Consider the following 22,122-nt stretch of genomic DNA (forward strand, 5'->3'; position numbering starts at 1 on the left):
CCGACAAACATCAGTCTATCAAATAATGCAAAAATAATTTATTCGGCCTATATAAAAAAGCCCTGACTCTTCAGGGCTTTTTAAATTAAGCTTGGAAATAACGTAAGTCTAAGCGACCTTCATAAACAGTTGCGGTTGGACCAGTCATCCAGACTACATCCCCCTCGACCCATTCAATCTGCAACTTGCCGCCCGCCAGTTCAATCTCGACATTGTTGGCAAGTAGACCACGGCGCATACCAGATACTGCGGCTGCGCAAGCACCCGTACCGCATGCCAGTGTTTCACCTACACCACGCTCATATACGCGTAAACGCGCATGCTTTTCATCAATGATCTGCATAAAGCCTGCATTGACGCGTGCCGGAAAACGCGCATGCGATTCTACTTGTGGACCAATACGAGCTACATCTGCATTAATCACATCCGGTACGACTGTTACTGCATGAGGATTACCCATGTTCACTACATCAATCGTCAGTTTTTCACCCTCTGCCAGATCGATGTCATACAGGTTATCCGGTTCATCGGCCAGGAATGGAATTTCTTGAGGCAAGAATTTTGGATAGCCCATATTGACGCGCACCCAACCATTGGCGCCCAATTCAGGTTCCACAATGCCAGATTTGGTCTGTACTTTGATTTTGGTTTTCGTCGTCAGCTGACGCTCATGCACAAAACGGGCAAAACAGCGCACGCCATTGCCGCATTGTTCTACTTCAGAACCATCGGCATTGAAAATACGGTATTTAAAATCAGCACTCGGTACATCAGGTGGTTCTACAATCAGTAACTGATCAAACCCAATACCAAAATTGCGATTTGCCAGACGCTGAATAGTCAAGGTATCCAGATAAGCACGCTGGCTGATCAGGTCAACCACCATAAAGTCATTGCCCAGACCATGCATCTTGGTAAATTCAAGTAACATTATTCTGTCTCCTTAAGGCAATAAACGCTCACGTTCCCACAGTGATTCAATCGTTTCGCGTTCGCGAATCAGATGTCCTTGATCACCATCGACCATCACTTCAGCAGCACGGCCACGGCTATTGTAATTCGAGCTCATCACAAAACCATAAGCACCAGCACCGAGTACTGCCAGCACATCATTTTCCTTGATCGCAAGCTCACGCTCTTTACCGAGGAAATCACCAGTTTCACAGATCGCACCCACCACATCCCATTCTTTCGTTTCGACATCATTACGCGGTGTCACAGACTGAATATCCATCCATGCTTCATATAAAGCTGGGCGAATCAGGTCATTCATGGCCGCATCAATAATTGCAAAATTACGGTGATTGGTCGGTTTGAGCAGATCCACTTTGCTCAGTAGCACGCCTGCATTGGCAGAAATACTACGGCCCGGTTCCATATAGACTTTCAGGCCCAGCTTTTCTAAAGCCGGACGCAGCGCATTGGCATATTCTTGAACAGATGGAGGTGTCTCATCTTTATAAGTCACTCCTAAACCACCACCGATATCGATGTGTTTAAGGTTGATCCCCATCTCTTTTAACTGGTCGATCATCACGATGACACGATCCAGCGCATCTACAAAAGGTTGGGTTTCAGTCAGCTGTGAACCGATATGGCAGTCAATTCCGACGACATTCAAGTTGGCTAAAGATGCTGCATACTGATAAGTTTCAAATACGCTATCCGATGGAATGCCGAATTTATTTTCTTTCAGACCCGTTGAAATGTAGGGATGAGTTTTCGCATCCACATCTGGATTCACACGCAGTGAGATCGGCGCTTTTACACCCAATTCCGCTGCAACTTTCTGAATACGATCCAGTTCGGCATAAGATTCTACGTTAAAGCAGGCAATACCAACTTCTAGCGCTTTCTTGATATCCGCTTCTGATTTACCTAGACCCGAAAATACGATTTTAGAAGGTTCACCACCCGCTTTCAGTACACGTGCCAGCTCTCCGCCCGTGACGATATCAAAACCCGCCCCTTGCTTTGCCAATACATTCAATACCGCAAGATTGGAGTTTGACTTCACGGCAAAACAGATTTGGTGATCAATAAAGTCAAATGCACGATCCATGTCCAGATAATGCTTTTCAAAAGTCGCTTTTGAATAAACATAGAGTGGTGTGCCAAATTGCTCTGCCAGCTGTTGCAGTGAACATTGCTCGGCATGCAATACCCCATTAATACGGGTGAAACTCATGAAGGTATCCTTTCTTTGAAAGCGTTAAGGTGTAATGGTTGAATCTGATGTTTCGGGCGCAGCAAACTGTTGTTGCACAGGGGCATCTCGTTCTTCATCGGAAGTTTTAGACTCAGCTTCGGTATTTTTATAGAGCAGATATTTGGCACGCTTGTCGTAATCCGGATCATTTGGCAAGTGCAAGGCACCTGACTGACCACAACCTGCAAGAGCAAGACCTGCTGCTAAGATACTGATGTAGCAAATGACTTGGCGCATCTGACCACCTAATTGAATAGTTTCGATGAGTATAACGCGATCATTCGCCATGACCAAAGCGTTAAACGCTAGAGAGTATCTTTAGACAAAAAAAAACGCCAGCAGATCGCTGACGTTTTTATTGATATGGATTATTTATGTTTCTGTTTATAGAAGCCTAAATAGCCCAAAATCAGTAGAACAAACCAGATCGGACTGACCATCAAGGCACGGCGAGTATCATCTTCTAATGCCAGCACACCAATCATGCCGACAAAGAAAATAATCACGATCCAGCAAGTCACCAAACCACCTGGTAGCTTAAATACTGATTTGGCATGTAGCTCTGGACGGGTACGGTAATAAATCATGTAACTCCAGATAATCATCAGCCATACACAGATAAACAGGATGGTTGATAATGTTGTCGCCAATGTAAAGGCTTCAACAGTATTCGGTACAAAATACTGTAATGCCGCGCCTAATAATAAGCAGACTGCAGAGAAATACAGAGCATTAGCAGGTACAGCACGCGGGTTCAAACGACCGAAAGCTTTCGGTGCCTGTTCTTCACGCGACAGACCGAACAGCATACGGCTGGTCGAGAATACCCCACTGTTCATCGATGACATCACCGAGGACAACACCACCAGGTTCATGATGATCGCAGCAGCTGCAATACCGGCTTGGCTAAACAGATTCACAAACGGAGAAACACTTGGATTAATCTGATCCCATGGCGTCACAGACATTACAATGACTAGAGCAAGTACATAGAAAATAATGATACGGATCGGAATCGAGTTCACCGCTTTTGGCAGGTTACGCTCCGGGTCTTTGGTTTCGGCAGCCGTGGTACCTACAAGCTCAACACCCACAAAGGCAAAAATCGCAATTTGGAAACCAGCCAGGAAGCCCATGGCACCGGTTGGGAACAAACCACCATGATCCCAGATGTGCGCAAAGGATGCGACCGTACCAGCATCATTGGTAAAGCCGGTGAAAATCATCCACAGGCCAACCGCAATCAGTACTACAATCGCAATAATTTTGATCAGGGCGAACCAGAATTCCATTTCACCAAAGAGCTTCACGGTGGCCAGATTCAGCCCCATGATAAAGACAATAGAAGCGATACTGATTAATACCCCTTCGCCTGGGGTAAATGGGAGGCCATTATTAAAAAACTGTAAATAATAAATAATCGCAGACAGGTCAGCGATTCCGATCGTAATCCAGCATAACCAGTAGGTCCAGCCGACAAAATAGCCTGCCCATGGTCCGATCAGATCCGTAGAGAAGTCGATAAATGACTTATATTGTAAATTTGACAGTAATAACTCGCCCAATGCACGCATCACGAGAAATACCATGAAACCGATGATCATATAGATCACCAGAATCGAAGGCCCTGCCAGACTAATGGTTTTACCTGAGCCCATAAACAGGCCGGTACCAATAGCACCTCCAATCGCAATCAGCTGCAGGTGTCGATTGGATAAACTACGCTGCAGCTCGCCGTTTTCGGACGGCGAACCAGTATGATGACCTGACATTATTTTTCAACTTCGATGTCTAATCGCGACAAATTAACGCAAAAAAGGGGGAATACAAAAAGAAAATTCGCATCATTTGTATTTTCCACTTAATCTTAAAAGTTAATTTATTTTTCTTATATAACGAATAGGTTCTCTTTAGTCGTAGAAGCTCTGGATAAATTTCCTGCATATTTGTTGTAAAAGTTCCGAAACTGTGTAAAAAATAAACCTATAAAAATGTCGTGAATAGTGCTGAGGATGAGCACGTCTGGCATGTCATTTGCTTGATTAAAATTAAGTGAACTTTAAACTGATACTCAGGACGAATAAGAAGAACTTTATGCAAAATTTACAAAGCATCATGGAAACCCTCAGTGGTTGGGTCTGGGGTCCATATATGCTGGTACTGATTGTCGGTACTGGTGTATTCCTTACTTTCCGATTACTTTTCTGGCAATTCCGTATGTTGCCACTGGCCTTTAAACAGGTTTTTGGCAAACACCCTTCCCACGAAGGCGATATTTCCCAGTTTAGCTCACTCATGACCGCCCTTTCTGCCACCATTGGTACCGGTAATATTGCAGGCGTGGCAACTGCCTGTGTCTTGGGTGGCCCAGGTGCCGTTTTCTGGATGTGGATGACTGCCCTGTTCGGTATGGCGACCAAATATGGCGAAGGCGTTCTGGCGGTAAAATACCGAGTAAAAAATGAGAAAGGTGAAATGTCTGGCGGTCCGATGTATTACATCGAACGCGGCCTGAAATGGAAATGGCTAGCCTTAATTTTCGCATTTTTTGGTGCTGTTGCCTCTTTCGGGATCGGCAGCTCGGTGCAGTCTAATACTGTAGCACTGGCCGTTGAAAATGGTTTTGGTCTGGAAACCTGGATTACAGGCGTGATCATCACAGCCTTTTCTGCACTGGTGATTCTAGGCGGGATTAAATCCATTGCCAGAGCTTCTTCCTTTATTGTACCGATCATGGCGATTGGTTATGTCGCGGGCGGTCTGATCATTATTTTTAACAATCTGGAGCTGGTTGGCCCTGCCCTGAAAATGATCTTTACCTATGCATTCACCGGTGAAGCAGCAGTTGGTGGCGCTATTGGTGCAGCGATTCGCTACGGTGTGGCACGTGGTGTATTCTCGAATGAAGCCGGTATGGGTTCAGCACCGATTGCCGCCGCTGCAGCAAAAACGGATCACCCGGCTCGTCAGGGTCTGGTATCGATGACCGGTACTTTTATTGATACCATTATTGTCTGTTCGATTACCGGTATTGTGCTGGTGATGGGCTTTATCATGGCGGGCAATGATTTTGGTGGTCAAACTGGTGCGGTACTGACCATCGGTGTATTCGACAAACTGTTACCAGGCGTTGGTGGTTGGGTCGTGACTTTCGGCATTATCTTCTTTGCCTACTCCACTATTCTAGGCTGGAGCTACTACGGCGAAAAATGTGCGACTTACCTACTCGGTGAAAAGTTTGTTTTGCCTTATCGCATTATTTACATTGCTACCGTATTCATTGGCTGTATAGCTACACTAGATCTGGTCTGGCTATTTGCCGATACTTTCAACGGTCTGATGGCGATTCCAAACTTGATCGGCTTGTTACTGCTTTCAGGTGTGATTGCCAAAGAATCGAAAGACTTTATTGCCCGACGCAAGTCTGGTGAGCTTTATTAATATAATCTAAAGCCCTAAAGAAAAAAGCCACTGTAAAAGTGGCTTTTTTTTACGGTCCCAGTGTTCTAAACAAAATCAGTTCAGACGACCTGAAAATTCATCGTCATCATGATTTTGATTAAGATTCAGAAATTCCTCACGCTCTGCTTTAATCTCAAGCGCAGTTTCCAAAGATAAGACAAAAAATAGTACGCCAGGAATTTTCATTTCTCCTTCGCTATCTTCCAGATAGTCACTCAGCATTTGATAGATCGGGTTGGCTTCATCAAATGGCACATCGATATAAAGATCACCTGAATAGCTTTCAATCATACCGGGTTGTTCAATCCCCATACATGGTGCAAAAGCAATTTGGCGTTGCTCCAGCCACTCCATCAGATTCTGGCGCAGGTGATAGGAGTCAGCATCTGCATTTACATGTTCATAATTTTCAAAATGTACAAATAATACATCACGGTCTTTTTCACGTGCGATTGCATCAATATGTTGCATATGTTGTGGCATGTTTGGTTTCCTGTTCCCGTGATGATTAAGGTCATTATAGGGTGTATTTGATGCTCATGTAGAGTAGCAGATGCAGATACGTCACACGCTGACGTAAAACAGCGAATTTTTCAGGTGAAGATCTTGGTTTTCAGTGGCATTCACCGCTATGCTGTAGCCCTATTCCCAATCTTGTTTTTCGGAAACTATGGCTAAAGCAAAAAGTGTCTATCGTTGTGAGCAATGTGGTGCAGACCATCCTAAATGGTCTGGTCAGTGCGCTGAATGTGGTGAGTGGAACAGCTTGCTGGAAGTCAACATTGCACCTGCGGTGACTCATCGTGCCCAGCCTAAAATTGGCGGCTATGCTGGTCAGGCCGCTGCGATTACCACGCTTAATAAAGTTTCCGTTTCACATGAAAGTCGCATGCCGACCGGAATTGGAGAATTCGACCGGGTTCTGGGTGGTGGTCTGGTGACAGGTTCCGTTGTGTTGATTGGTGGTGATCCGGGGATTGGTAAATCGACTATTCTGCTACAAACTGCCACACATATGGCCGCGGGTAATAGCTCTGCGCTCTATGTGACAGGTGAAGAATCTTTATCACAGGTGGCATTACGGGCCCAGCGTCTAGACTTGCCAACTGAACATCTTAAAGTTATGGCAGAAACCTGTGTGGAACGCATTTGTGAAGTACTGGCACAGGAACGACCAGCGGTTGCAATCCTCGACTCGATTCAAACGCTTTATACTGAAACCTTGCAGTCTGCACCGGGTGGTGTATCACAGATTCGTGAATCAGCAGCGCTCCTGACCCGTTTTGCCAAAAATAGCGGAACTGCCCTGTTTATTGTCGGTCATGTCACCAAAGAAGGTGCACTCGCAGGTCCGCGTGTGCTGGAACATATGGTGGACTGCGTTCTATATTTTGAAGGTCAGTCAGATTCGCGTTATCGAATGATCCGTGCGGTAAAAAACCGATTTGGTGCGGTGAATGAACTTGGTGTATTCGGCATGACCGATAAGGGCTTGCGTGAAGTCTCCAACCCGTCTGCCATTTTTCTGAGTCGTTATGATGAAGCCATACCCGGTTCAATTGTGATGATCAGCCGTGAAGGTACACGTCCACTGCTAGTTGAAGTTCAGGCACTGGTCGATGATGCGCATGGTCAACCGCGTCGTGTAGCGTTAGGTCTGGAACAAAACCGTCTGAATATGCTGTTAGCCGTAATGCATCGTCATGGCGGCGTACAAACCTCTGGTCAGGATGTCTATGTCAATATCGTCGGTGGTTTAAAGATTACCGAAACGGGTTCTGATCTGGCAGTTCTACTTGCCTGTGCATCGAGTATCCGTGGTAAAGCTCTGCCGCAGCAACTGGCTGTGTTTGGTGAAGTTGGTCTATCAGGAGAAATCCGTCCGGTACCTAATGGTCAGGAGCGTCTCAAAGAAGCCATCAAGCATGGTTTTAAATATATTATCCTGCCGCGTGCTAATGCCCCGCAGAAAGAAATTCCGGGCGTACGCTTTATTGCGGTTGCCCGTCTGCATGAAGCCCTCAGTGAAGCCATGACTTTGAGTGATGAACTGTAGGATTCAATTTGTAGCACTCAGTTTGGAATTTCGGTAAAAAAATACAGTTTTTTGATTGAAATTCCATGTAAAGCCTATATAAATAGAGTGTTCAAATATATTTTTTACATAGGAAAATTGAATGGAAGTTCGACAGCGCGGTTTGATCGCGGGTTTCTTGACTGCAGCATTACTGGTTGCGCCTCTAGCTGCTGAAGCAAAACGTGCCGGTGGTGGTAAAAGCCATGGTATGCAACGTTCTGCTGCGCCGACTCAGACTTATCAGCAACCTCGTCAGGCAGCTCCTGCACAACAGGCTCCGACTGCAGGTGCAGCAACTCAGCAGAAATCTGGTTCAGGTGTTGGTGGTATGGTTGCTGCGGGTGTAGCGGGTGCTGCAATTGGTGCCGTCGCAGCGAATGCTTTGGCAGATGACAACGCGGCATCTCAAGCACAAGTTGAAGCTGTTCAAGAAGAAGAACAAGGTGGTATCCCAGGCTGGATCTGGATCTTACTTGCTGCAGCTGTTGCCTTCTTCATTTTCCGTAAGATGGGCGCAAAAAAAAAAGTAACTTCTAGCAATCCATTCGCTCCAAACAATGGTGCTGGTTCGTCAGCACCATTTGGTCAAGCACCTGCTGCACCTCGCGGTGGCGATAGCACCAATATCTTTGGTCAGAATGTCGGTGGTCAAACACCAGGCAATAATGCCCCATTTGGTTCTGCTCCGGTAAATAATGCGCCGTTTGGTACTGCTTATACTCAAAGCGGTAGTCAGCTTCCTGATGGTACTGAACCTGCTGCCTTCTTGCGTGTTGCGCGTCAGCGTTTTAACCATATTCAGTCTATGAATACGGCAAGCAACATTTCAGAAATTCAGCGTTATCTGACCCCTGACCTGTATCAGTCTATGTATAACGACATTATGGCGAATCAGGATCAGGACGTTGCTGAGTTCTCTAACCTGAATGCCATGGTTGTAGATTCATCAAATGAAAATGGTCAATACGTGGTGAGCGTACGCTTTACCGGTACAGTAAGTGAAGACCTGAACAGTCTGCCACAGCCATTTGCTGAAGTTTGGCACTTTGTAAAACCTGCAGGTTCTAACCAAGACTGGTTGGTTGCGGGTATCCAGCAAGAAAGCTAAGACTTAAGTATTTTTAATGAAACAGCGGCCTTCGAGCCGCTGTTTTTATTTTCATTATTGGGTTCCCATGCTGTGTTTCACAATCTATTTATCCCCCTATTTATACTGCTTAAACTCACACTTCAGTTTAATCATTTAAAAGATCTTTAAAAATAGTTATTTAAAATATAAACAATAATTGTTATCATTCGCATCAATGAAATTCCCACAGTTAAATAGCAGTATTTTCAATGACCAGCAGTCCTCATATGGATCTTACAGCTACTGAAAAATTAGCTGTCCCGAATCCAGTCATCCGATCTAAAAAGAAAGTGCAGCCCAAACTCACGGCTTATCGCTTTATGATTTTCTACCGTTTCATACTTGCTGCTTTAGGCGGATATGCTTTAGCCACTTTTGCAGCCATAGTCATTGCTCAGTACTTCAGTGATTATCAAAGTAGTGCTGCCATATCCGCCACTATGATCGCTTTTCTTTTACAGACAGGGGCTTTCATCTGGGTATTTATGGTCAATAAAACCCTAAAAGCGACGCTGGGCATTTTGGTTCCAGCTGGGTTGTTCTATATCGCTTACCAGTTTTTAGGGAAATAAGATGAGACCAGATGCAAAACCGGAAGGTCCACGCCAGTCAATGTCATGGTTGCATACTTGGGCCAGTTTAATCTTGGGCTGGCTGCTTTATGCGATTTTTCTGACAGGTACATTAAGTTTTTTCCAGAATGAAATTACTATCTGGATGAAACCAGAGTTGCACCAGTCTGTTCCGCAAGCCACCCAGATTGAACAGACCCGAGTGGCACTCGCCTATTTACAGAAAAATCATCCTGATGCGGGTAGCTGGGCCATTCAGCTGCCGCATGCGCGTCAGAACTATACCACGCTCAATATCCGTGGCGCTGGTGAAGATCCTCGTGCACGCCGCGGCGGCACACGAATTACTTTGGACAGTGCAACCGGTGAAGTACTAGAAGCACGCGAAACCCGTGGTGGTGGTTTCCTGTACCGTTTTCATTTTGATTTATATGGCATGCCACGTATGTGGGCACGCTGGATTGTCGGGATTGCGACTTTACTGATGATGGTGGGGATTATCAGCGGGATTATTACCCATAAGAAAATCTTTAAGGATTTCTTTACCTTCCGCCCAGGCAAAGGACAACGTTCATGGCTAGATGCACACAATGCAACCGCGGTATTTGCACTTCCCTTCCATATTATGATTACATTCAGTGGCTTATTGCTGCTGTTATTTACCATCATGCCTTGGGGCGTAAACCAGATTTATGAAAATCGTGGTGCTTTCCTCCAAGATCAGCGTAAAACTTTAGTTCAAGATAATAGTCAGGAAGCTGAATCTCGTGCAGGTCGTGGCGAACGAGGTAAAATGGCAGGTCGCGGTGAAGCACGTCGATCTCGTGACGAAAATTCCTCTGCCCGTCCAGCGCCTTTAACCGATCTGGCACCGGTTCTGGCAGCTGCGGACAAAGAATGGAATAACAATCCGGTTGGTACCATCACCATTATTCGGCCAAATACCAGCCAAGCTGAAATCGAATTACGTGCTCTGAATGGTATCAGTGTTGCCTATCGTAGCGTGTACCCAAGTCTGGAATTCAACGGCGTAACCGGTGCGCTCAAACCGGATCAAACCGAACTAAAAACCCCTTCAGTCGCGAATGGCATCTATAACGTAGTGACTTCACTGCATGAAGCACGCGGTGTGGATCTAGCCCTGCGCTGGTTATTGTTCCTGTCCGGTATTGTCGGCACATTGATGATCGCTACTGGTCTGATTCTATGGTGTGTGAAACGTGCACCGCAACAGCAGAAACAGGGCTATAAATCCTTTGGTTATCATACGGTGGAAGTGACCAATATCGCAGCAATTATCGGTCTACCTATTGCCTGTGCTGCTTACTTCTATGCCAATCGTTTTATTCCGGTGGAACTGGAAATGCGTGCCAACTGGGAAATCCGTACCTTTTTTATAGTATGGGTGCTGACTTTCTTCTATGCCATGATCCGGACGCATCGTCAGGCCTGGTTAGAGCTGCTGGCACTGGCAACTGCTTTATTTGCCCTGCTTCCGGTCATAAATGTCCTGACTGGTGGACAGCCAATCTGGAATACTATAGCGAATGGTCAATGGGTCATTGCGAGCTTTGATCTGGCTATGTGGCTACTAGCTGTTGTGTTCTGGCTTGCCCTTAAGAAAGTGAAAAATCACCAAGGCTTGCCTGCTAAAAAAGCCAAGACTACAGCTGTGGAGACTGAAGTATGATGTTCTTCTTATTCATCTGGTCTGTATCTTCACTGGGCTTTATTGCCCTGGCTGCTTCAATGTCTAAACATCAAAAACAGATATTTGGCAAAGAACTGGATGCTGGCAAAAACCGATTAGCCACACTTGCTGGCTGGGGACTACTGATCATTGCGCTAATTTTTTGCCTGTTTAGCGGTACGATCAGCAATATGGTCAGCTATTGGCTAGGCAGTCTGACTTTTGCAGCATTAGCAGTTGGTCTGAGCCTAACTTACTTTGAATCAAAAATTAAAATAATCAGTATTGGCTTTGTGCTTATTGCCTTCATTTCTGGACTAATTTGCGTATTTTAAGCTCAATTTAATTCCTTTTATAAAAAAGCCAGTCTTCGGATTGGCTTTTTTATTTTGAACCTTTTAATCTACATGCAAAGATTTTTGAGATTTTGACATGACCGAGCGTGTTTCTCCCCCTGCCACTCTGGCAAACCGCGCACTGGCAGGCAATGCCGAAGCACAATTTGAGCTTGCCGAACTATATATGCACAGCGAGCATGAAGATGACATTATCCTGGCTGAAGAATGGGCACTGAAAGCGGCTAATGGCGGTCTGGTTGAAGCCATGTACTGGCTCGGTGAAGGTTATACGGTTTATGCCAAAGAAATTGCGGAGGAAGACCCGGAAGATTCTAAAGCTCACTTTGAGTTAGCCTATTACTGGCTTAGCAAAGCCAATTTCGAAAAACACCCAGCGGCGACTTTAGAACTGGCAGGTTTTTATCGTCGTGGTGATGTAGTTGAAAAAGATGTCGAAAAATCTATTGCACTGGTGAAACAGGCAGCTGAATGGGGTGAAGTTCAGGCCATGCGTGACCTTGCCTTTATCTATGCCAATGGTTTGGGTGTGGTAGCAGATGACATACAGGCAGATTACTGGACACAAAAAGCAGACGAAGCTGAGCAGGAAATAGAATAAAGAAGAAGCCCATCAGATGATGGGCTTTATTTATGGATTGTTCCAACAGCCTGAACTTTCACTGTTAAAAACTCTATTTCTATCTTTGAGTTAAGTTTATTTATTAGCTGTTTTACTCTATAACAATAGTCTTGATCATTTTTAAAAACTGAAATTGCTACTTTACCATCAGCTTTGTTTTTAAAGATTTGTTTAACTAAATGGTGCTCTTGCTCTCCTAACCCCCAACCATAAATGACTAGATTTTTACCATCATCTAAAAACTCAGGAAGAATTTCATAAAAGACTTTACTCAAATAATTACTATCTCTGATTGCATCCATTTTTTTTACACTAGTCCCTTCAGCAACAAAAATAGGAATATTATCGTCAACCCAATTTTTTTCGATTATTTCTAATAGATCCGATTGATCCTTTCTTTTCACTTTACGTTCAACTTTATTTGCATAGCGAAATAACGTTAGATTACCATGCTGATAAAAGGTTCTAGTAATTTCCTTTTCATAAGGTCTTCTGTAATATGGCGTTTTCAAATAATCCCATCGATCAAATATAATCCCTTCATTCTTAAATCCATCTTTAAATACATGACCATCATTATTTTTTTCATTTCCATACATTCTTATCCAATGTAAAATAAGATCATAATTAAGTGAAACGATAGTAGAAAATTGCTTGGTAAACTTATAAAGAATAGGTAATTGCTTAACTATTTGAGCATGTTCACAATGAACCTCTTTAACAACTTCGATCAGTGCTTGTTTGATATTCTCATATGCTGAATCAATTTTCGGATCTACTATTCCCAAATGTTTATTTACCAACTTTGCATGCCAAACTAATCTCAAGATTAGCTCAAAATCACATGTATCAAATTCAACAAAAAGTTTAGATATATCTTCACTGAAAAGTTTTAATTTCTCAGCTTCTGCTTTTAATGAGCTAAACCCAAATTTAGAGTGCAAAGTAATACTAGCACCATTTCCAATAATTAAATTGCTATGCCTATAGTTATCTTTAATTTCAACCCATTCTTTAATTGAATACTTTTCATTGTCCGTCATAGTTTAATCTCAAAATTTTCTTATTAGTCAGATATTAAACAATTTCGGATTGGAACCAAATTAATTTCCAAGTACAATACCCCGCTAGTCGAGGGATGCTGCGACGTTTTACAGGTACGAAATGTAAAAGCGCCAGGCTCGACGATCGGTCCATCTTTTTCTAGACAGACCAACAACGGCATCCGCGAACTGAATGATCAATTATTGTTTTTTATAAGGAGATCGTGATGAACGCGGTTAATGCTTCATTTACAGATTATAAAGTTGCCGATATTTCACTGGCTGACTACGGCCGTAAAGAAATCAAACTTGCAGAAGCTGAAATGCCAGCCCTAATGGGTCTGCGTAAGCGTTACTCTGCTGCTAAACCACTTGCTGGCGCTAAAATTTTGGGTTGTATCCACATGACAATCCAAACAGCTGTTCTTATCGAAACTTTGGTAGAACTGGGTGCTGAAGTTCGTTGGACATCTTGTAACATCTTCTCAACTCAAGACCACGCTGCTGCTGCCATTGCTGCGTCTGGTGTTCCAGTATTTGCCTGGAAAGGCGAAACTGAAGAAGAATACATGTGGTGTCTTGAACAACAAATCAATGTAAACGGCACACCTTGGGATGCCAATATGATTCTGGACGATGGCGGTGACTTAACTGCACTTGTTCATGAAAAATACCCAGAAGTATTAGCGAAAATCCACGGTATTACTGAAGAAACAACAACTGGTGTTCAACGTCTGCTTGAAATGTGGAAAGACGGTTCACTTAAAGTGCCTGCAATCAATGTAAATGATTCAGTAACTAAATCTAAGAATGATAACAAATACGGTTGCCGTCACTCACTGAACGATGCCATCAAACGTGCAACAGATATGTTGTTATCTGGTCGTCGTGCGCTTGTCATTGGTTACGGTGACGTAGGTAAAGGTTCTGCACAATCGCTTCGTCAAGAAGGCATGATTGTACGTGTTTCTGAAATCGACCCAATCTGTGCAATGCAAGCATGTATGGACGGTTACGAAGTTGTATCTCCATACAAAAATGGCGTGCAAACAGGTAAGAAAGAAGACGTAAATGCTGACCTTCTTTTAAACACTGACTTGATCGTAACAACGACGGGTAACTACCACGTATGTGATGCTGCAATGCTTGATACATTAAAAGCAGGTGCTGTGGTATGTAACATCGGTCACTTCGACACTGAAATCGACACCAACTACTTACGTGGTTACAAGTGGGTTGAAGTTAAGCCACAAGTACACCAAGTGTATCGTTCAGAAAACGAAAATGATTACCTGATCCTTCTTTCTGAAGGTCGTCTGGTGAACCTTGGTAATGCAACAGGTCACCCTTCACGTGTGATGGACGGTTCATTTGCTAACCAAGTCTTGGGTCAAATGCATTTATTCGCTGAGAAATTTGCTGATCTACCTGAAGATCAAAAACAAGCAGCGATTCGCGTTGAACTTCTTCCTAAGAAATTAGATGAAGAAGTTGCGGCAGCCATGGTTGCAGGCTTTGGTGGTGTGTTAACGCAGTTAACGCAAGAACAAGCGGATTACCTTGGTGTAGCTGTTGAAGGTCCGTTTAAGTCTGACGCTTATAAATATTAATTAGCCCTCACCCCATCCCTCTCCCATAGGGAGAGGGTGAAACTCTCAAGTCATTTACATCTCAGGTTTTATTTATGACATGTAAATAATTTGATTCAAAACCCTGTGTTATTCAGTAATGAATACTCCTCTCCCTTTGGGAGAGGTCAGGGAGAGGGTGAATAAAAAGTATTTATAAAAAGGATTTAAACATGTCGAAACAGATTCCTATTTCTTTTGAGTTCTTCCCAACCAAAACTGATGCTGGTGCGGAAAAACTTAAAGTAGTTCATCAAGAACTACAATTGTTAAACCCAGAATTTTTCTCTGTGACTTATGGCGCGGGTGGTTCAACACGCGAACGTACTTTATCTACAATCAATGACTTTAATGGTAAAGGGACGCCAGTTGCCCCTCACCTTTCATGTATTGGTGATAGCAAAGAACGTATCGCAGAATTACTGGATTTATATAAATCTCAGGGTATCAACCGTATTGTGGCACTGCGTGGTGATTTACCATCAGGTCAAGTCGGTTTAGGTGAACTACCATATGCGCAAGATTTGGTTCGTTTTATCCGTGAACATTCAGGTGATCATTTCCATATTGAAGTGGCAGCTTACCCTGAAATGCATCCACAAGCAGACAACTTTGACGCTGATATCAAACGTTTCTGTGAAAAAGCCCATGCTGGTGCCAATGCTGCACTTACACAGTTCTTCTTTAATCCAGATGCGTACTCCTACTTTGTAGAACGTATCCAAAAAGAAGGTGTGAATATTCCTGTCGCACCGGGCATTATGCCAATTACCAATGCCAGCAATTTAATCCGCTTTGCCGATGGTACAGGTGCAGAGATTCCACGCTGGATTCGCAAACAATTGGCAACTTATGGTGACGATACTGCGTCCATCAAAGCATTTGGTCATGAAGTGATCGTTAAACTTTGCGAACGCCTGATTGCTGGCGGTGCACCAAGCCTGCACTTCTACACCATGAACACCACTGATCCTACACGTCAACTTGTAAAAGACTTAGGTCTTGCATAAGTTTTGAGGCGGTATTTTCCCTCCTTAATTTATCCCTTTGGGAGAAATACAGAGAGGGCATAAAAAAAATACCGTCTTGTTTTTTCCACTTGAGAGTAATCCTTAAATGCCACGTTTTTTTATTGAAGCAGACTTAAATGTTGATTCCACGGTTGAGTTAACTGAAACCGTTTTTCATCATTGGGTGAAGGTATTACGTGCTAAAGTCGGTGAAAAAGCTACCCTGTTCAATGGGCAAGGTGGTGAATATGAAGTTGAACTTGTAGAAGTTGCCAAAAAGTCAGCTAATGTACAGGTTAATAGCTTTAACCCAAGCAACCGCATGCCAAAATTCAAAGCTTTACTGGGTCAGGTCATGAGTAAGGGCGACCGTATGGATTATGCCATTCAAAAAGCGGTTGAACTTGGTGTCTCAGAAATTCAGCTTTTAACCTCTGAGCGCTGCGAAATGCGCCTCAAGTACGATCGTGACCAAAAAAAGCTCGATCACTGGCAGGGTATTGCTACGGCAGCCTGCGAACAATGTGGTTTGAATATCGTTCCAAAAATTCTTCCTCCGATGTCACTGGAAAACTGGTTGCAAAGTGAACTTCCTCAAACCAAGCTCGTGTTAGCTCCAAACAAAGATGAAGTGGATGTTCTTTACAATGCAACACCAGACTTGGCATTACTAATTGGCCCAGAGGGCGGACTCAGTGAAGCTGAAATCTCTGCTGCCAATACTCAGGGATTTGTGAACTGGTGTATTGGTGAACGTGTTCTGCGTACCGAAACTGCGCCTGTCGTAGCTTTATCTATTTTGAACTACAAATTTTAATTTCTCTCAATGATCAATTTTACTTTATCGCATTTGTAAAAATTTGTGGGGCTTTTGATTGATTTTTATATATTGGCACTTTAGTCTTAATAAGATAAAAATGAATGACCTATTAAATGATAAAAGTTACTTATTTAAGGGGCTTAATAAAAACAATGCAGTACCACCCTTACGTAGATTAAAGGCATCTTAATCATGATTCATAATCAGGATGATTATATTCAGCAGCAGCTAAACAGTGCACAAATCGTGAATACGATTCGTCACAGTCGATACTTTTTAATTAGTATCCTGCTGGTATGTCTTTATATCTTCTGTATTTACCAGTTACATTATCATCCGGCAGACAATTACCTGAATCTCTGGTTTATTCTTACCGAGATGGTGGTCTGCATGTGCTGGCTGATTAGTACCGTCTACTTTAAACCGAATGAATTTAAGCTGGAAACTGCTCACCGCTGGCTACAAATCCAGTGTTTACTGGTAGGTATCTGTATTTCAACTGGGATTTTTACCCTGTATGTTTATTTGCCGCGTGTAAATCCATCTTTTGAACTGATTGAAGCACTGACCCTGACTGGCTTGCTGATTATGGTGACTCAAGCTTTTGGTCTCACCTATCTCACGCAAAAACTGAGTTATTTCTGCCTGATATTCTTGCCGTCCCTGGTCCCATTCTTCTTTCTGCAGATCACGGCCTCCTCTTCACTTAATCCGTTTTTCAGTCTGGCACTAAACTTTTCTGTCATTGTAATTTTGCTGTGTGCCAATAGTACTTACCGTATTCATCAACGTACTTCACGTCTATATGCGGAGAATAATCTGTTGGTGACAAATGCTGAACAGCAAGTTACCTGGACTGATGAACTGTGTAAACAGTTACAAACTGAAGTGAATAAATCCAAAGATATCGAACTTCAGTTACAGCTCAATAATCAGCTGCTAGAACAAAAAGTGCGGGAACGTACTTATGATATCGAGCAGATTAATCTTGCCTTACAGGACCAGCATCAGAATCTGGAACTTGCGCATGAAATTGCAGGCATCCGCCCTTGGGACTGGAACATTAAAGATCGAACTATTACCCTGACGACACATACACAAGAAAAAATCCAGCGCAGTTCTGGTCAGCATCAGGCACAACTGCATCATCTGATCCATCCGGATGATCTTCATCATTTCAAAGATATGATGAAACAGCATTTACGCGGTCAGGTAGAACGCTATGAAGCCACCTACCGCATCCAGAATACCCAAGGGGTATGGGGCTGGGTTCATGATATCGGGCGTGTCATTAGCCGTGATCCAAAAACCAATAAACCTGTACGCATGGTCGGTATTCGCCGTGACATTCAGCAGGAACGTAATTCTCAGGAAGGATTAAAACTTGCAGCCAGCGTATTAGAGCAAGCGGCTGAAGGTATCTTTATACTTAATCAAGAGCTGAGCTATATCGAAGTGAATCCTTTTTTCGAGCAACTTTCTGGTTTTGAACGTCAGCAAATTCTGGGCAAGCACCTGTTTGATATTACGGTAAATACCAAATCTCAGCAGCGCAGTGTACATGCTAATATCATCAAGCAGGTCATGAAGATTGGTTCTTTTGATGGCGAACTTAATGAAAAATTCTTGTCCGGCAAAGAGATGCCACTATGGCTGCATATCAATGCCATTATGGATGATGAAGGCCGTATCACTCACTATATCGGGATTGTGTCAGATTTAACTGAACGTAAGCTTCAGGAACAGCGTCTGTCTTATCTGGAAAATTACGATACCCTGACCGACTTGCCAAATCGTTTCTATTATAACTATCAGCTGCACCAGTACCTGGTGACACAAAAAGATTCCATCAAGCAGATGGCGGTGATTCGGATCAATATCGACCGTTTCCGTCCGCTGAATGAATATCTGAGCAACAACGGTGGTGATGAGTTATTACGTCAGGTGGCACAGCGCTTACGCTTAACTAATGCTGAAGCCATGTTTGTTGCGCATTTGAATGGCGATGACTTTGCCATTCTGTATGAAATCTCGCATATTCGCCCTTCCGTGCAGGAACATTGTGAGCATATTGCGAAAGCCTTTAGCCAGCCATTCAATATCTTTGGTCAGGACTATGAAATTACACTTTCAATGGGGGTAGCTTTCTATCCAGATCATGGCCGTCAACTGGACTATCTCAATAACTGTGCCGAACAGGCACTGAGTGAAGCCAAGAATCTCGGTGGTAATACCATTCACTTTTATTCAAGTGAAAATACTGCCCTGCTGGAACAAGGAATTTTCATTGAACGCGATCTGCGTAAAGCCATCCAGAATGGTGAACTGATCGTCTATTATCAGCCGAAGATCAATCTTAATGACCAGAAGATCTACGGTTTTGAAGCCTTAATCCGCTGGAATCATCCGGAGAAAGGCATTATTCCACCGGGGATGTTTATTCCATTGGCAGAACAGACCAGTATGATTTCGGAAATCGGTCAACTGGTGATACAGCAAACGGCAAAGCAGATCCGTAAATGGAATGACCAGGGTTTCCATAATATCTGTGTTTCAGTGAATATTGTGGCGCAACAACTCCGCCGCGGACAATTACTGGATGATCTGGATGAAGCGATCAAACTGAACTGTATTTCTGGTTCGAATCTGGAGCTGGAAATTACCGAATCTTCATTAGTGGAAAATTCTGAAACCGTAATGAATGTACTGAATCAGATCAAGGAACGTGACATCAACATTTCCCTGGATGACTTTGGTACGGGCTATTCGTCCCTATCTTATCTTGCAGAGTTCCCAATCGATATTTTAAAGATTGACCGAAGTTTTGTATCTAAAATTGGTGAATCCAAACAGGATGCTATTGTCAGTGCAATGGTTGCAATGGGCAAAGCCATGGGAATGAAAGTAGTGGCTGAAGGTATTGAGACAGAGCAGCAGCTAGATTTCCTGCATCAACTCGGTTGTGATATTGCACAGGGCTATCTGTTTTCCAAGCCACTTCCTGAACAGCAAGCGACCGAATTTCTTGAACAAAATATGACACCTGAGACTTATACCTATCAGGTATAAATCCAGACCTAAGACCAATTATTTCTTCAAAAAACGGGTGTGTTTGGCTGGGCTAAGCGCACAACTAGTGATATATTCTCCTGTATTCCGCGGTTATGTTACCTGTAATTGGGTAATTATTGATACATCGAGAGACTAATGGACGAACAATCTTTAAAACAACAGGCACTGTACTACCACGAATTTCCTACCCCCGGCAAAATCAGCGTCACCCCAAGCAAACAACTCGTTAACCAACATGATTTAGCACTAGCTTACTCTCCAGGTGTTGCAGCGCCATGTTTGGAAATTGAAAAAGACCCATCTAAAGCAGCGCTGTATACAGCACGTGGTAACCTGGTTGCGGTAGTAAGTAATGGTACAGCAGTTCTTGGCCTGGGTAACATTGGTCCTTTAGCATCTAAACCGGTTATGGAAGGTAAAGGCGTCCTGTTCAAGAAATTTGCTGGCGTCGACGTATTCGATATCGAAATCGCAGAAAATGATCCAGACAAAATTGTCGATATCGTTGCAGCATTAGAACCGACTTTTGGTGGTATTAACCTCGAAGATATTAAAGCACCAGAATGTTTCTATATCGAACAGAAACTTCGTGAACGCATGAACATTCCGGTGTTCCACGATGACCAACACGGTACATCAATCATTGTAGGTTCAGCATTACTCAATGCTTTAATTATCAATGGTAAAAAAATTGAAGAAATCAAGATCGTAGCATCTGGTGCAGGCGCTGCTGCATTGTCTTGCTTGAACCTTCTTTGTGCACTAGGCGCGAAGAAAGAAAATATTATCGTTGCGGACTCACGTGGTTTATTGACCACAAAACGTGAAGGCTTAGATGAATCGAAAAAAGCGTATGTACAAGACATCGAAGGTACTCAGCTTGCTGACGTAATGGACGGCGCAGATATGTTCTTGGGTCTGTCTGCTGCAGGCATTCTGACTCAAGACATGGTCAAGAAAATGGCCAAAGATCCAATCATCTTTGCCTTGGCTAACCCGGATCCGGAAATTTTGCCAGAACATGCCCATGAAGCACGTTCAGACGTGATCATGGCAACTGGCCGTTCAGACTATCCGAACCAGGTGAATAACGCACTTTGCTTCCCATACATCTTCCGTGGCGCACTCGACGTTGGTGCAACCACCATTAACGAAGAAATGAAGATTGCTTGTGTACATGCGATTGCGCGTATGGCACATGTCGAAGCAGATGCTGCATCTTATGGTGAAAAATCAGCATCATTTGGTCGTGATTACTTAATTCCTCGCCCACTGGATCAACGTTTGATTTTAGAGATTGCACCAGCAGTTGCTAAAGCAGCGATGGATTCTGGCGTAGCAACACGTCCAATTCAAGACTTCTCTGTATATCATCAACGTTTGTCTGAGTTTGTTTATAACTCAGCATTTATGATGAAACCGATTTTTGCTCAAGCAAAATCAGATCCTAAGCGTATTGCATATGCGGAAGGTGAAGATCTTCGTGTACTTCGTGCTGTACAAATTGCAGTGGATGAAGGCATGGCGAAGCCAATCTTGGTGGGTCGTACAGCAGTAATTGAAGCAAATATCAAAAAATTGGGCTTACGCTTAGAAAACGGGGTGAACATCACCATCGTTGACCAAGAAAAGAATCCAGATTACGAAAAATTTGCCGATGACTACTACAGCATTATGCAGCGTAAAGGGGTAACACCAGAGTACGCACAACGTGAAGCTCGTCGTCGTTCAACACTTATCGCATCTATGCTTGTCAAACACGGCCTTGCAGATGGTATGTTGTGTGGTACTTATTCAAGCTATGACATCCACTTGGACTTCGTCAGCAATATCATTGGTAAAAAAGACGGTCACAATACCTTCTTTACTTTGAATGCCTTGATGCTTGAAGAGCGTAACCTGTTTATTGCAGATACCTATATCAACCGTAATCCAACTGCTGAACAGCTTGCTGAGATGACCATTCTTGCTGCTGAAGAAGTACGTCGTTTCGGTATGACACCACGTATTGCGCTATTGTCTCACTCTAGCTTCGGTTCTGACCAGAACGATGCCAGTGCACAGAAAATGCGTAAGGTCTACGACATTCTGTCTGAGATTGCGCCTGAACTAGAAGTTGAAGGTGAAATGCATGGCGATGCGGCACTGGATGAAAATATCCGCCAGTTTGCTTATCCGAACTCACGCTTCAAAGGTGCTGCGAACCTGTTGATCATGCCAAACCTGGATGCAGCTAACATTTCGTTTAACCTGTTAAAAGCAACTTCTGGTAACAATGTGACCATTGGCCCGATTTTACTGGGTGCAGCGAAACCAGTTCATATTTTAACGCCGACAGCGACTACACGCCGTGTCGTGAATATGACTGCTTTGACTGTTGCAGAAATCCAACAAGCGGAACAAGACGCCCTGTAAGCAAACGCGGCGAACGC

At 43.6% G+C, this 22,122-nt stretch carries 18 protein-coding genes; 12 read left to right on the forward strand and 6 right to left on the reverse strand.

The window, feature by feature from the left end; all coding sequences use genetic code 11:
• Positions 1–85: 85 nt before the first annotated feature.
• From dapF to F899_RS11330, 4 genes are all read right to left on the reverse strand, one after another.
• On the reverse strand, positions 86–931 hold the full coding sequence (dapF, locus tag F899_RS11315; protein WP_004815025.1) for a diaminopimelate epimerase: 846 nt from the start codon (positions 929–931) through the stop codon (positions 86–88).
• A gap of 12 nt (positions 932–943) precedes the next feature.
• Complete coding sequence (gene lysA, locus F899_RS11320) at positions 944–2,188, reverse strand: diaminopimelate decarboxylase (RefSeq protein WP_005222848.1); 1,245 nt, start codon at positions 2,186–2,188, stop codon at positions 944–946.
• Positions 2,189–2,212: 24 nt separating this feature from the next.
• A complete protein-coding gene (lptM, locus tag F899_RS11325; protein WP_026056785.1) occupies positions 2,213–2,446 on the reverse strand; it encodes an LPS translocon maturation chaperone LptM in 234 nt (77 codons plus the stop codon).
• 131 nt (positions 2,447–2,577) lie between these two features.
• Positions 2,578–3,981: an amino acid permease gene (locus F899_RS11330; RefSeq protein WP_004815018.1), complete on the reverse strand. Its 1,404-nt coding sequence runs from the start codon at positions 3,979–3,981 to the stop codon at positions 2,578–2,580.
• Between the two features lie 322 nt (positions 3,982–4,303).
• Here F899_RS11330 and F899_RS11335 point away from each other — a divergent pair, with 322 nt between their 5' ends.
• Entirely contained in the window at positions 4,304–5,650 is a 1,347-nt protein-coding gene (locus F899_RS11335) for an alanine/glycine:cation symporter family protein (protein WP_004815015.1), read from the forward strand.
• Positions 5,651–5,725: 75 nt separating this feature from the next.
• On the opposite strand, the gene F899_RS11340 is transcribed toward F899_RS11335, so the two are convergent.
• Positions 5,726–6,154: a hypothetical protein gene (locus F899_RS11340; RefSeq protein ID WP_005222850.1), complete on the reverse strand. Its 429-nt coding sequence runs from the start codon at positions 6,152–6,154 to the stop codon at positions 5,726–5,728.
• 187 nt (positions 6,155–6,341) lie between these two features.
• Between F899_RS11340 and radA the strand changes: the two genes are divergently transcribed.
• From radA to F899_RS11370, 6 genes are all read left to right on the forward strand, one after another.
• Entirely contained in the window at positions 6,342–7,727 is a 1,386-nt protein-coding gene (radA, locus tag F899_RS11345; protein WP_004815011.1) for a DNA repair protein RadA, read from the forward strand.
• Between the two features lie 121 nt (positions 7,728–7,848).
• The gene (locus F899_RS11350) at positions 7,849–8,856 is read left to right on the forward strand and encodes a Tim44 domain-containing protein (protein WP_004815009.1); all 1,008 of its coding nucleotides are present in this window, start codon (positions 7,849–7,851) and stop codon (positions 8,854–8,856) included.
• A gap of 248 nt (positions 8,857–9,104) precedes the next feature.
• Entirely contained in the window at positions 9,105–9,449 is a 345-nt protein-coding gene (locus F899_RS11355) for a hypothetical protein (RefSeq protein WP_034425018.1), read from the forward strand.
• Between the two features lies 1 nt (position 9,450).
• A complete protein-coding gene (locus F899_RS11360) occupies positions 9,451–11,139 on the forward strand; it encodes a PepSY-associated TM helix domain-containing protein (RefSeq protein WP_004815005.1) in 1,689 nt (562 codons plus the stop codon).
• A complete protein-coding gene (locus F899_RS11365; protein WP_004815002.1) occupies positions 11,136–11,474 on the forward strand; it encodes a DUF3325 domain-containing protein in 339 nt (112 codons plus the stop codon). The genes F899_RS11360 and F899_RS11365 overlap by 4 nt, the downstream gene beginning before the upstream one ends.
• Before the next feature lie 97 nt (positions 11,475–11,571).
• Complete coding sequence (locus F899_RS11370) at positions 11,572–12,096, forward strand: tetratricopeptide repeat protein (RefSeq protein ID WP_004815000.1); 525 nt, start codon at positions 11,572–11,574, stop codon at positions 12,094–12,096.
• 26 nt (positions 12,097–12,122) lie between these two features.
• On the opposite strand, the gene F899_RS11375 is transcribed toward F899_RS11370, so the two are convergent.
• A complete protein-coding gene (locus F899_RS11375) occupies positions 12,123–13,160 on the reverse strand; it encodes a DUF4917 family protein (protein ID WP_004892078.1) in 1,038 nt (345 codons plus the stop codon).
• 227 nt (positions 13,161–13,387) lie between these two features.
• On the opposite strand from F899_RS11375, the gene ahcY reads away from it, so the two are divergent.
• The 5 genes from ahcY to F899_RS11400 all read left to right on the forward strand — a co-directional run bounded on the left by ahcY (position 13,388) and on the right by F899_RS11400 (position 22,105).
• On the forward strand, positions 13,388–14,770 hold the full coding sequence (gene ahcY, locus F899_RS11380) for an adenosylhomocysteinase (protein WP_004814998.1): 1,383 nt from the start codon (positions 13,388–13,390) through the stop codon (positions 14,768–14,770).
• A gap of 191 nt (positions 14,771–14,961) precedes the next feature.
• Positions 14,962–15,798 carry a methylenetetrahydrofolate reductase [NAD(P)H] gene (gene metF, locus F899_RS11385; protein ID WP_005222853.1) on the forward strand — a complete coding sequence of 279 codons (837 nt, stop codon included), beginning with the start codon at positions 14,962–14,964 and terminating at the stop codon, positions 15,796–15,798.
• Positions 15,799–15,904: 106 nt separating this feature from the next.
• Positions 15,905–16,615 carry a 16S rRNA (uracil(1498)-N(3))-methyltransferase gene (locus F899_RS11390; RefSeq protein WP_005222854.1) on the forward strand — a complete coding sequence of 237 codons (711 nt, stop codon included), beginning with the start codon at positions 15,905–15,907 and terminating at the stop codon, positions 16,613–16,615.
• Between the two features lie 195 nt (positions 16,616–16,810).
• Positions 16,811–19,687, forward strand: a complete 2,877-nt coding sequence (locus tag F899_RS11395; protein ID WP_005222862.1) for a putative bifunctional diguanylate cyclase/phosphodiesterase — start codon at positions 16,811–16,813, stop codon at positions 19,685–19,687.
• A 138-nt stretch (positions 19,688–19,825) separates the two neighbouring features.
• Positions 19,826–22,105 (forward strand): NADP-dependent malic enzyme, encoded by a 2,280-nt coding sequence (locus F899_RS11400; protein ID WP_004814993.1) that lies wholly within the window; start codon positions 19,826–19,828, stop codon positions 22,103–22,105.
• Positions 22,106–22,122: the final 17 nt, after the last annotated feature.

The organism is Acinetobacter sp. CIP 101934 (assembly GCF_000369585.1).
GTDB lineage: Bacteria > Pseudomonadota > Gammaproteobacteria > Pseudomonadales > Moraxellaceae > Acinetobacter > Acinetobacter schindleri.

What these genes read in the sequence shown, in the direction of transcription:
- dapF (WP_004815025.1), bottom strand. Translation starts at nt 931, where the DNA reads ATGTTACTTGAATTTACCAAGATGCATGGTCTGGGCAATGACTTTATG.
- lysA (WP_005222848.1), bottom strand. Translation starts at nt 2,188, where the DNA reads ATGAGTTTCACCCGTATTAATGGGGTATTGCATGCCGAGCAATGTTCA.
- lptM (WP_026056785.1), bottom strand. Translation starts at nt 2,446, where the DNA reads ATGCGCCAAGTCATTTGCTACATCAGTATCTTAGCAGCAGGTCTTGCT.
- F899_RS11330 (WP_004815018.1), bottom strand. Translation starts at nt 3,981, where the DNA reads ATGTCAGGTCATCATACTGGTTCGCCGTCCGAAAACGGCGAGCTGCAG.
- F899_RS11335 (WP_004815015.1), top strand. Translation starts at nt 4,304, where the DNA reads ATGCAAAATTTACAAAGCATCATGGAAACCCTCAGTGGTTGGGTCTGG.
- F899_RS11340 (WP_005222850.1), bottom strand. Translation starts at nt 6,154, where the DNA reads ATGCCACAACATATGCAACATATTGATGCAATCGCACGTGAAAAAGAC.
- radA (WP_004815011.1), top strand. Translation starts at nt 6,342, where the DNA reads ATGGCTAAAGCAAAAAGTGTCTATCGTTGTGAGCAATGTGGTGCAGAC.
- F899_RS11350 (WP_004815009.1), top strand. Translation starts at nt 7,849, where the DNA reads ATGGAAGTTCGACAGCGCGGTTTGATCGCGGGTTTCTTGACTGCAGCA.
- F899_RS11355 (WP_034425018.1), top strand. Translation starts at nt 9,105, where the DNA reads ATGGATCTTACAGCTACTGAAAAATTAGCTGTCCCGAATCCAGTCATC.
- F899_RS11360 (WP_004815005.1), top strand. Translation starts at nt 9,451, where the DNA reads ATGAGACCAGATGCAAAACCGGAAGGTCCACGCCAGTCAATGTCATGG.
- F899_RS11365 (WP_004815002.1), top strand. Translation starts at nt 11,136, where the DNA reads ATGATGTTCTTCTTATTCATCTGGTCTGTATCTTCACTGGGCTTTATT.
- F899_RS11370 (WP_004815000.1), top strand. Translation starts at nt 11,572, where the DNA reads ATGACCGAGCGTGTTTCTCCCCCTGCCACTCTGGCAAACCGCGCACTG.
- F899_RS11375 (WP_004892078.1), bottom strand. Translation starts at nt 13,160, where the DNA reads ATGACGGACAATGAAAAGTATTCAATTAAAGAATGGGTTGAAATTAAA.
- ahcY (WP_004814998.1), top strand. Translation starts at nt 13,388, where the DNA reads ATGAACGCGGTTAATGCTTCATTTACAGATTATAAAGTTGCCGATATT.
- metF (WP_005222853.1), top strand. Translation starts at nt 14,962, where the DNA reads ATGTCGAAACAGATTCCTATTTCTTTTGAGTTCTTCCCAACCAAAACT.
- F899_RS11390 (WP_005222854.1), top strand. Translation starts at nt 15,905, where the DNA reads ATGCCACGTTTTTTTATTGAAGCAGACTTAAATGTTGATTCCACGGTT.
- F899_RS11395 (WP_005222862.1), top strand. Translation starts at nt 16,811, where the DNA reads ATGATTCATAATCAGGATGATTATATTCAGCAGCAGCTAAACAGTGCA.
- F899_RS11400 (WP_004814993.1), top strand. Translation starts at nt 19,826, where the DNA reads ATGGACGAACAATCTTTAAAACAACAGGCACTGTACTACCACGAATTT.